This window comes from Aeromonas sp. QDB62 (genome assembly GCF_027705695.1).
Taxonomy (GTDB): Bacteria; Pseudomonadota; Gammaproteobacteria; order Enterobacterales; family Aeromonadaceae; genus Aeromonas; species Aeromonas allosaccharophila.
Window position 1 is genome coordinate 38,906 of the sequence record NZ_JAPDCD010000041.1, and the last position, 9,635, is coordinate 48,540.

At 58.6% G+C, this 9,635-nt stretch carries 9 protein-coding genes and 1 other RNA gene; 5 read left to right on the plus strand and 5 right to left on the minus strand.

Going from position 1 to position 9,635, the window contains the following annotated elements; translation table 11 throughout:
- Positions 1-37: 37 nt before the first annotated feature.
- From OKC27_RS18095 to lpcA, 3 genes are all read right to left on the minus strand, one after another.
- Positions 38-373, minus strand: coding sequence for an Hpt domain-containing protein (locus OKC27_RS18095; protein ID WP_042058094.1), 336 nt, complete (start codon positions 371-373; stop codon positions 38-40).
- A gap of 292 nt (positions 374-665) precedes the next feature.
- A complete protein-coding gene (locus tag OKC27_RS18100) occupies positions 666-1,475 on the minus strand; it encodes a class II glutamine amidotransferase (RefSeq protein ID WP_182937883.1) in 810 nt (269 codons plus the stop codon).
- 164 nt (positions 1,476-1,639) lie between these two features.
- On the minus strand, positions 1,640-2,218 hold the full coding sequence (gene lpcA / locus OKC27_RS18105; RefSeq protein WP_005334485.1) for a D-sedoheptulose 7-phosphate isomerase: 579 nt from the start codon (positions 2,216-2,218) through the stop codon (positions 1,640-1,642).
- Positions 2,219-2,473: 255 nt separating this feature from the next.
- On the opposite strand from lpcA, the gene fadE reads away from it, so the two are divergent.
- Together fadE and OKC27_RS18115 are read left to right on the plus strand one after the other, a co-directional pair.
- Positions 2,474-4,930, plus strand: coding sequence for an acyl-CoA dehydrogenase FadE (fadE, locus tag OKC27_RS18110; RefSeq protein ID WP_270806548.1), 2,457 nt, complete (start codon positions 2,474-2,476; stop codon positions 4,928-4,930).
- A gap of 179 nt (positions 4,931-5,109) precedes the next feature.
- A complete protein-coding gene (locus tag OKC27_RS18115; protein WP_270806549.1) occupies positions 5,110-6,384 on the plus strand; it encodes an amidohydrolase in 1,275 nt (424 codons plus the stop codon).
- Between the two features lie 95 nt (positions 6,385-6,479).
- Here the strand turns inward: OKC27_RS18115 and OKC27_RS18120 are convergent, their stop codons facing one another.
- Both OKC27_RS18120 and OKC27_RS18125 read right to left on the minus strand, forming a co-directional pair.
- Positions 6,480-6,827 carry an RnfH family protein gene (locus OKC27_RS18120; protein ID WP_270806550.1) on the minus strand — a complete coding sequence of 116 codons (348 nt, stop codon included), beginning with the start codon at positions 6,825-6,827 and terminating at the stop codon, positions 6,480-6,482.
- Positions 6,820-7,254: an SRPBCC family protein gene (locus OKC27_RS18125; protein WP_042062520.1), complete on the minus strand. Its 435-nt coding sequence runs from the start codon at positions 7,252-7,254 to the stop codon at positions 6,820-6,822. The genes OKC27_RS18120 and OKC27_RS18125 overlap by 8 nt, the downstream gene beginning before the upstream one ends.
- A gap of 169 nt (positions 7,255-7,423) precedes the next feature.
- On the opposite strand from OKC27_RS18125, the gene smpB reads away from it, so the two are divergent.
- The 3 genes from smpB to OKC27_RS18140 all read left to right on the plus strand — a co-directional run bounded on the left by smpB (position 7,424) and on the right by OKC27_RS18140 (position 9,574).
- Positions 7,424-7,912, plus strand: coding sequence for an SsrA-binding protein SmpB (gene smpB, locus OKC27_RS18130; RefSeq protein ID WP_042062518.1), 489 nt, complete (start codon positions 7,424-7,426; stop codon positions 7,910-7,912).
- Between the two features lie 164 nt (positions 7,913-8,076).
- Positions 8,077-8,436: a transfer-messenger RNA gene (gene ssrA / locus OKC27_RS18135) on the plus strand.
- A gap of 163 nt (positions 8,437-8,599) precedes the next feature.
- Complete coding sequence (locus OKC27_RS18140) at positions 8,600-9,574, plus strand: phage integrase central domain-containing protein (RefSeq protein ID WP_270806551.1); 975 nt, start codon at positions 8,600-8,602, stop codon at positions 9,572-9,574.
- The last annotated feature ends 61 nt before the right edge of the window (positions 9,575-9,635 follow it).

The window sequence follows — 9,635 nt, forward strand, 5'->3', positions numbered from 1 at the left end:
AACGGCCACGGCGGCCCGGCATCCCTGCATGGCGCCGCTACTGATAATCGGACAGAAACGCCAGCACTTGGGGCAAGGAGGCCTCCAGCAGTTGCAACTGGCGCTCTGCCTCGGCCACATCCGCCTGCTTGCAGGCCATCTCCAGCGCCATCACCTGCTGATAGCTCGGCATGGCGCCGTAGCTGCCACAGGATGATTTCATGCTGTGCGCCACTCGGGCCAGCGCCTCCCACTCTCCCTGCTCATAGAGGGGCCTGAGCTGACTCAGCTGCTCTCCCACCTCTTCAATAAATACTGCGATGACCACGGGCAGCATATCCTGACCAATATCCTCTGCCAGCTGCTGCAACACCTTGCGATCCACCCACTCCATGCGAGGCTCCTCCAGAACGGTATTCAAACAGACCATACTATAGATAGTTTTCGATGTCGTGGCTCACGGCCAGACAGTGATGACCCATCCGACTGGATAGCTCGGGGAATGAAGTGGAAAAAAAATGTGATCGGTATCGAAATAGCGATGCAGAAACGCCCGTCAAGACAACAACTTCATTGCCAAACATTAACAATTGCTCAACACTCAATTCCGTCAGAGTGATGATGCTCAGCAACACCTCTCATCCCTTTTGCCTTTTATGGCTGCTGCGAAGAACCAGGGTAGGAATCTACCCTGGTATTTTTTTATCTCGCTCAGGCACGACCTGATTGGTCGCCACCCGCTCCCCCATGCGAAACAGATTGAATTCGCCGGGTGCCATCCTGACCCAGTTCTCATTGCCGGTCAGCGGACGGGTGGTGATCAGGGTCACCACATCGTTGGGGGTGGTCTCGCTTTGAAAGTCGATCACCACCTCCTCATCCAGCAGGCTCGCCTCGCCAAAGGGCGCGCAGCGGGTCAGCCAGTGCAGGTTGTTGCTGCAGTAGCTCATCACATACTCCCCGTCCGAGAGCAGCATGTTGAATACTCCCAGCCCTCTGAGCTCATCACACAAGGTGGCCATATAGCGAAACATGGCGGGAAAGTTGGCAGGACGCTTGGGATATTTTTGCTCCAGCCGATCGAGCAACCAGCAGAAGGCGTGCTCACTGTCGGTATCCCCCACCGGACGGTGACGGCCGGTTGGCAGCTTCTTGTAGCCGGTCAGCTGACCGTTGTGGGCGAAGGTCCAGTAACGGCCCCACAGCTCACGGGTAAAGGGGTGGGTATTTTCCAGTGACACGCAGCCACGGTTGGCCTGCCGAATGTGGCTGACCACGGCGCAGCTCTTGATGGGCAGCGCCTGTACCAGTCTGGCGATGGGAGATTGGGCGCTGGGCTCGGGATCCTTGAAGGTGCGAAAGCCCTTCCCTTCGTAAAAGGTAATGCCCCAGCCATCCTTGTGGGGCCCTGTCTTGCCGCCGCGCAGCATCAACCCGGTAAAGCTGAAGCAGATATCGGTCGGCACATTGGCACTCATGCCGAGCAGTTCGCACATATCCGGCAGACTCCTTTCATGATTTGGCTTGTGTCATGTTCGACCAGCACGCTGGTTCGACAGAGCGCAGGGGAAGGCACAATCCCTTCCCCTGTGACTGGCAACAACCGGCCGATGGCGAACCATGCAACCGGTGCTGCTCTTGTCTGATCGCGATAGCCTGATTACTTGGCCATCTCTTTTTCGACCAGCTGGATCAGGATGTGGATCACCTTGATGTGCACTTCCTGAATACGGTCGGCATAACCAAAGTGCGGCACCCGGATCTCGACATCCGCCAGACCTGCCATCTTGCCGCCATCCTTGCCGGTCAGGGCGATCACTTTCATCCCTTTGGCGCGGGCAGCCTCGATGGCTTTCAGGATATTGCCGGAGTTGCCGCTGGTGGAGATGCCGAGCAGCACGTCGCCACGGCGGCCGACTGCTTCTACATAGCGGGAGAAGACATAGTCATAGCCAAAGTCGTTGGAAACACAAGAGAGGTGGCTCGGATCGGAGATGGCGATACCGGCATAACCCGGACGGTTTTCACGGTAACGACCGGTCAGCTCTTCGGCGAAGTGCATGGCGTCACAGTGGGAACCACCGTTGCCACAAGAGAGCACCTTGCCCTCTTCTTTGAAAGAGTCAGCCAGCAGCTTGGCAGCCGCTTCGATGTTTTTCAGGTTCTGCTCATCAGCCAGGAAGGCCTGCAGTACGCTGGCAGCTTCGGTCAGTTCATTGCGGATCAATTCTTGGTACATGATGTCTCTTCCACGGTTTTTAGTGTGCGTGTAGCTCGCGACTATTCTCGCACAAGCCAAGCGCACAGTCGCCCCCCTGCGAGCTACACCGCTGGCGACTCGTGAGCGTTATGGGGATCACAGAGAGAAGGTAATGAAGATGTAAACAGCTTGATAACTTTGTGCGTATGAATTACAACAGGGGCCATATCCAACAGGTCAGACCTCTGGATCAGTTACGCCACGTTGGCAACCTAACCACGCAAGGAGCAAGCAATGACGACGACCCTCACTCTGCTCGGGGTGATCCTGGTTATCGGAGCCCTGGCCTATCGCCGGGCATCCCTGTTCATCTCCACCCTGATCACCGGCGCCGCCCTGGTGCTTGGCGCCATCTATGGTCATGTGCCCTTGCTGGTATGGGCGCTGTTCGCGGTGATCGCCATCCCGCTCAATCTGGTGGAATTTCGCCGCAATCAAATAACCAAGCCGCTGTTCAAGATCTACAAATCGATCATGCCGGAGATGTCCCGCACCGAAAAAGAGGCGATTGAAGCGGGCACCACCTGGTGGGAAGCCGATCTGTTCGCGGGCAACCCGAACTGGAAAAAGCTGCACGCCATCCCGATCGCGACCCTCTCTGCCGAAGAGCAGGCCTTTATGGATGGTCCGGTCGAGGAAGTGTGCCGCATGGTGAGCGACTGGGAAGTGACCCACGAGCGCGCGGATCTCTCCCCCGAGGTGTGGCAATACCTGAAGGACAACAAGTTCTTCGCCATGATCATCAAGAAGAAATATGGCGGTCTGGAGTTCTCGGCCTACGCCCAGTCCTGCGTACTGCAAAAGCTGTGCGGCGCCAGCGCCGTGCTCGCCTCCACCGTCGGCGTGCCCAACTCGCTGGGCCCGGGCGAACTGCTGCAGCACTATGGCACTGACGATCAGAAAGATTACTACCTGCCCCGTCTGGCGGTCGGCAAAGAGATCCCCTGCTTCGCACTGACCAGCCCGGAAGCGGGTTCTGACGCCGGTTCCATCCCCGACTTCGGTATCATCGCTAAGGGCGAGTGGGAAGGAAAAGAGGTGCTCGGTATGCGCCTCACCTGGAACAAGCGCTACATCACGCTCGCCCCCATCGCTACCGTGCTGGGTCTCGCCTTCAAACTGCGTGATCCGGAACACCTGCTGGGTGAAGAGGAAGAGCTCGGCATCACCTGTGCGCTGATCCCGACTCACATCAAGGGTGTCGGCATTGGCCGTCGTCACTTCCCGCTCAACGTGCCGTTCCAGAACGGCCCGACCCAGGGCAAGGATGTGTTCGTCCCGCTCGATTTCATCATCGGCGGCCCGGCCATGGCCGGTCAGGGCTGGCGCATGCTGGTCGAGTGTCTGTCAGTCGGTCGCGGCATCACCTTGCCCTCCAACAGCACAGGTGGCGTCAAGATGCTGGCCCTGGCGAGCGGCGCCTATAGCCGCATCCGTCGCCAGTTCAAGCTGCCCATCGGCAAGATGGAAGGGATTGAAGAGCCGCTGGCCCGCATCGGCGGCAACGCCTACATCATGGGCGCCGCAGCCAACCTGACCGTGACCGGTATCGACCTTGGCGAGAAGCCCTCGGTCATCTCCGCCATCGTCAAATACCACCTCACCGACCGTGCCCAGAAGTGCATCATCGATGCCATGGACATCCACGGCGGCAAAGCCATCTGCATGGGCCCCAACAACTATCTGGCCCGTGGCTATCAGGGTGCCCCCATCGCCGTTACGGTGGAAGGGGCCAACATCCTGACCCGCAGCATGATCATCTACGGTCAGGGCGCTATCCGCTGCCACCCGTATGTACTGCCGGAGATGCTGGCCGCCAGCCATCCCGACAAGGAGCAGGCGCTGAAGGACTTCGACAAGGCAGTATTCAGCCACGTCGGCTTTGCCATCAGCAACCTGGTACGCAGCTTCTGGCTCGGTATCACCGGCGCCCGCTTTGCCGCTTCACCGTACAAAGATCAGACCAAGGGCTACTACCAGCAGCTCTCCCGCCTTTCGGCCAACCTGGCGTTCCTGTCAGATATGGCGATGGGTACTCTGGGTGGCGAGCTCAAACGCAAGGAGCGGGTCTCCGCTCGTCTTGGCGACGTGCTGAGCCAGCTCTATCTCGCCTCCAGCGCCCTCAAGCGCTATCAGGATGAGGGACGCCAGCAGGCCGACCTGCCGCTGCTGCACTGGGCACTGCAAGATGCCATGTTCAAGGCCCAAGAGGCGATCGACGAGCTGCTGCGCAACTTCCCGAACCGCTGGATTGGCCTTGCCCTGCGTGCCGTGGTGCTGCCGCTTGGCCGTGACCTGAACCGTCCGTGCGACAAGCTGGACCAACAGGTTGCCCGTCTGCTGCAAACCCCGAGCGAGACCCGCAGCCGCCTGGCCAAGGGCCAGTATCTGACCCGCGAAGAGGGTAACCCCTTCGGTCTGCTCGAACAGGCGCTCGATGACGTGCTGGCCGCAGAGCCGCTGTTCGAGAAAGTCTGCAAGGCAGATGGCATCAAGCGTCCCTTCATGGCGCTGGACAAGGTGGCCGACATTGGCCTGGCCGCTGGCGTACTGACCCAGAGCGAAGCCGAGCTGCTGCGCCGCGCCGAGGTAAGTCGCCTGCGCACCATCAACGTCGATGATTTTGACCCCATCGATCTGGTGGCCAACAAGAAGCTGTTTGAAGCCTCCGCTTACCATCACGCGGCCTGATAACCAGCTATCGACAACGCCTCCCTTGTGGAGGCGTTTTTTATGGGCGCTCGCCACTATTCACGGCCCTCACAGACATCACTCGCACGCACAGCTCCCCCGACCAGCTGCGGGCCCCGTGTGGTCAGCCGGGAAAAAAGGCACAATAGCCGACATATCGAATCACCAAGGAAGCCAAGATGACCCTTGAGCACCTGATCCTTTGGCGCCGCGACCTGCACCGCCTGCCGGAAGCCGCCTGGAAAGAGTTTCGCACCACCAGCCTGATTGCCCACCACCTGAGCGAGCTCGGTTATCGCATCGTGCTCGGCGACAAACTGCTGGCCAGCAACCTGATGATGGGCCGTGATGTGGATGTGGCGGCCGAGAAGGCTCGCGCCCGCCGTCAGGGAGCCCATCCCGACTGGCTGGAGCGCATTGGCGATGTCACTGGCCTGATGGGGGAGCTGGATACCGGCCGTCCCGGGCCGACCCTGGCCTTTCGCTTCGACATCGATGCGGTGGAGGTGGAAGAGTCCGACGCCGAACAGCACCAGCCGCAGCAGCAGGGTTTTGCCTCCCACAACAAGGGGTGGATGCACGCCTGCGCTCACGATGGCCACACCGCCATCGGCATGGGGCTGGCCAGCCAGTTAATGGCGATGAAGGAGCTGCTGTGCGGCCGCATCAAGCTCTTCTTCCAACCCGCCGAAGAGGGGTGTCGCGGTGGCAAAGCGCTGGCGGCCGGTGGCGCACTCGATGATGTGGATGCCCTGCTTTCGCTCCATATCGGTATTCACGCTGGCAGCGGCGAGCTGGTGATCAACCCCACCGAATTTCTCTGCTCCACCAAGTTCGACGTCCACTTTATGGGCACCGCCGCCCACGCGGGGCTCGAACCGAATGCCGGCAGCAATGCGCTGGCAGCCGCCTGCATGGCCACCACCACCATGCTCGGCATTCCCCGCCACCGCGACGGCATGACCCGCATCAACATCGGCCAGCTCCACGGCGGCAGCGGGCGCAACGTCATTCCTGACCATGCCGAGCTGCACGGTGAAACCCGTGGCGCCGACAGCACCCTCAACGACTACATGTTCAGTCAGGTACAGCGCATCGTCGAAGGCACCGCCCTCGCCCACGGCGTCACCTACCGCATCATCAAGCAGGGTGAGGCTATTGCGCTCGACAACAGCCCGGCGCTGCAAGCCGAGCTGGCGGCGCTGGCCCGCAAGCAGGGGCTCGCCACCATCCAGACTCGCCGTTTTGGCGCCAGTGAAGATGCCGGTTTTCTGATGGAGCGGGTGCAAAAACAGGGGGGCGAAGCGGCTTACCTGATCCTGGGGGCCGATCTGGCGGCGCCACACCACCATAACGAATTCGATTTCGATGAGCGGGTGATGCAAAGCGGGGTCGAGCTGCTGGCAGCCTGGGCACGCGCCCGGCTGGGCGTGACAGAACCAGCCCTCAGCTAACGCGGCCCTTCCTTGACATTCCGTTCGACCAGATGACTGGCTAACGGGATCAAAAAAGGCGCCTCGGCGCCTTTTTCTGCAACAAAACCTGAGCGCTATTCGCGGAGCTTGCGATGCACATCGGGTCGGCCGCCGGTCACGCTATCGGCTCGCCCCTCCTCTTTGGCCTTCTCGGCGCGTTTTTTGCGCATCTCGCGGGGATCGGCGATGAGCGGGCGGTAGATCTCGATGCGATCGCCGTCGTGCAGCAGCTCGCTCCCTTTCACGGGGCGGCTGTAGATACCGAACTTGTTGACCGCCAGATCGATCTCGGGGTGCTTTTGCACGATGCCGGACTGCTCGATGGCCGCCTGCACAGAGGTCTCGGGCGCCACCCGCAGCGCAATCACCGTCTGCTGCTGCGGCAAGGCATAAACGACTTCGATATTGAGCTGGTCAGACACCGTATACCACCTTGGCGCGGTTTGAGAAGGCAGAGACCATGGAGCTCACCAGATCGCGGAACACCTGACCAAAGGCCACCTCGATCAGCTTGGAGGTGAATTCGAAATCGAGATCAAACTCCACCTTGCAGGCGTCCACATCGAGCGGGGTAAAGGTCCACCAACCCGCCAGCTTGCGGAACGGGCCATCCACCAGCTCCATCCTGATCTGACGGTTCACATCCAGCTGATTGCGGGTGGTAAAGGTCTTGGCGATGCCCGCCTTGGCCACATCGACCGACGCCATCATGTAGTCATCGCCAGCCTCGTGGACACGGCTGCCGACACAGCCGGGCAAAAACTGCGGATAGGCATCCACATCGTTAACCAACTTGAACATCTGTTCTGCACTGAACATCACCAGGGCACTGCGCGTAATTCGGGGCATGGCTTTTCCTCATCCAATCGGCGCGATTTTATCACCATGTTTCGGGTTGTGGAGGTAAAACCTCAGCCAAACCGCTCACAAAGCCACCACTTGACCTGCTGCGCGTTTTACAGCCGCTCACGCCTACGTATAATACGAGCCTCCTAGTCATTGCCGGAAATCGCCCGTCATGAGCAAAAAAAACAGTAAAAACAAAGCCGGGTCCAGCACCATTGCACTCAACAGAACCGCCCGCCACGAATACTTCATCGAAGAGAGAGTGGAAGCCGGTCTGTCCCTGCAAGGGTGGGAAGTCAAATCCCTACGGGCGGGCAAGGCCAACATCAGCGAAGCCTATGTCATCTTCTTGCAAGGAGAAGCCTTCCTGTTTGGCTCCACCTTCCTGCCACTGAACGCGGCATCCAGCCATGTGGTCTGTGATCCGACCCGGACCCGCAAACTGCTGCTGAGTCGTCGCGAGCTCGACAAACTCGAAAGCCTGACCGCCCGTCAGGGTTACACCATAGTGCCACTGGCCCTCTACTGGAAAGAGTGCTGGGTCAAGGTCGAGATCGGTCTGGTGAAGGGCAAGAAAGAACACGACAAGCGCGAAGATACCAAGGCCCGCGAATGGGATCGGGAAAAAGCCCGCATCATGAAGAACAAGAATCGCGGCTAATCGGCCGCCCACCGGTTCCAGACGCCCATTCACCTTCCCCCTGCGCAGCGGACCCCTGGTTCAGCTGCGCACAATAAATCGGCAAACAGCGTGGTTGCCAGAGGGAATGGGCATCAACGCCTTGCTATCACAACATTTTTGCGTACAATCACTTTTGACAACTTGGGGCTGATTCTGGATTCGACAAGATTCACGAAACCCAAGGTGCATGCCGAGGTGCGGTAGGCCTCGTTAACAAACCGCAAAAAAATAGTCGCAAACGACGAAAACTACGCACTCGCAGCTTAATAACCTGCGCTGAGCCCTTCTACCCTAGCTTGCCTGTGTCCTAGGGAATCGGAAGGTCATCCTTCACAGGATCGTGTGGAAGTCCTGCTCGGGGCGGAAGCATTAAAACCAATCGAGCTAGTCAATTCGTGGCGTGTCTCTCCGCAGCGGGTTGGCGAATGTAAAGAGTGACTAAGCATGTAGTACCAAGGATGTAGTAATTTTGGACGGGGGTTCAAATCCCCCCAGCTCCACCAAATAATGTTCCGGCCGGGAACGAAGAAGTACAGAAACCCGCACAGCGTAAGGCTTTGCGGGTTTTTTGTTGTCTTACGCTGTCCAATGGGATGCGTTGTCATCCAGCCCTTTTAGGCATATCGTTAGGCATATCGTTTTGTATGCCTTCCGGAGCGTATGCCTATGCCTCGAATCACCCGCCCTTTGTCCCCAACCGAGATCAAAGCAGCCAAGCCCAAGGAGAAGGAATACACACTCTGCGACGGAGCTGGCTTAGAGCTCGTAATCAAGCCCAATGGTTCCAAGTTGTGGCGCCTGCGCTACTACCGCCCTCTCACTAAGCAACGAAATATGATCAGCTTCGGCTCTTGGCCGGAGATGTCGTTGGCTGAAGCGAGAGAGAAACGCTCCGAAGCCAAATCTCTGTTACTGCAAAACATTGATCCCCAGCATCACCGCGATGAGCAAGCATCCGCCGCGTTATCACAGAGCGAGCACACTTTTGAAGCCGTCGCCAAGCGCTGGTTTGATGTCAAACGCCCTTCCGTCACCCCGGCTTATGCCGAGAATCTCTGGCGTTCGCTCGAAATGTATCTGTTCCCCGAGATTGGCACTGTGCCTGTTATGGATATAAAGGCTCAGAGGGCCATCAAGATCATCGAGCCCATCGCCGCTGCTGGAAAACTCGAAACCGTGCGTCGCCTCACCCAGCGGGTGAACGAAATCATGACCTTCGCCGTCAACTCTGGTCTGATCGACGCCAACCCTTGCTCGGGGATCAACAAGGTATTTCAGCGTCCAGCCAAACAGCACATGCCCAGCATTAACCCCAACCAGTTGCCGGAACTGATGAACAGGCTATCGAAAGCCAGTATCAATTTGCAGACCCGCTGTCTCATCGAATGGAGCCTGCATACCTTAGCTCGCCCCAGCGAAGCAGCCGGAGCCCGGTGGGCAGAGATCGATATGGAAAAGAAACTCTGGCGGATCCCACCAGAGAGAATGAAGAAGCGCAGAGGTCATGATGTGCCATTAACACCACAGACCCTTGCCTATCTGGAACTCATGCGACCGATCAGTGGCCATCGTGAATTTATCTTCCCTGGTATCCGTAATCCCAAAACGCACACCAACGAGCAAACTGTAGTGGTCAACTAAATCCGGACACTTGGTTAGGCCGAACCTCGGCTTTTGCTGGCGGTATCCCGTCATTGTGTTG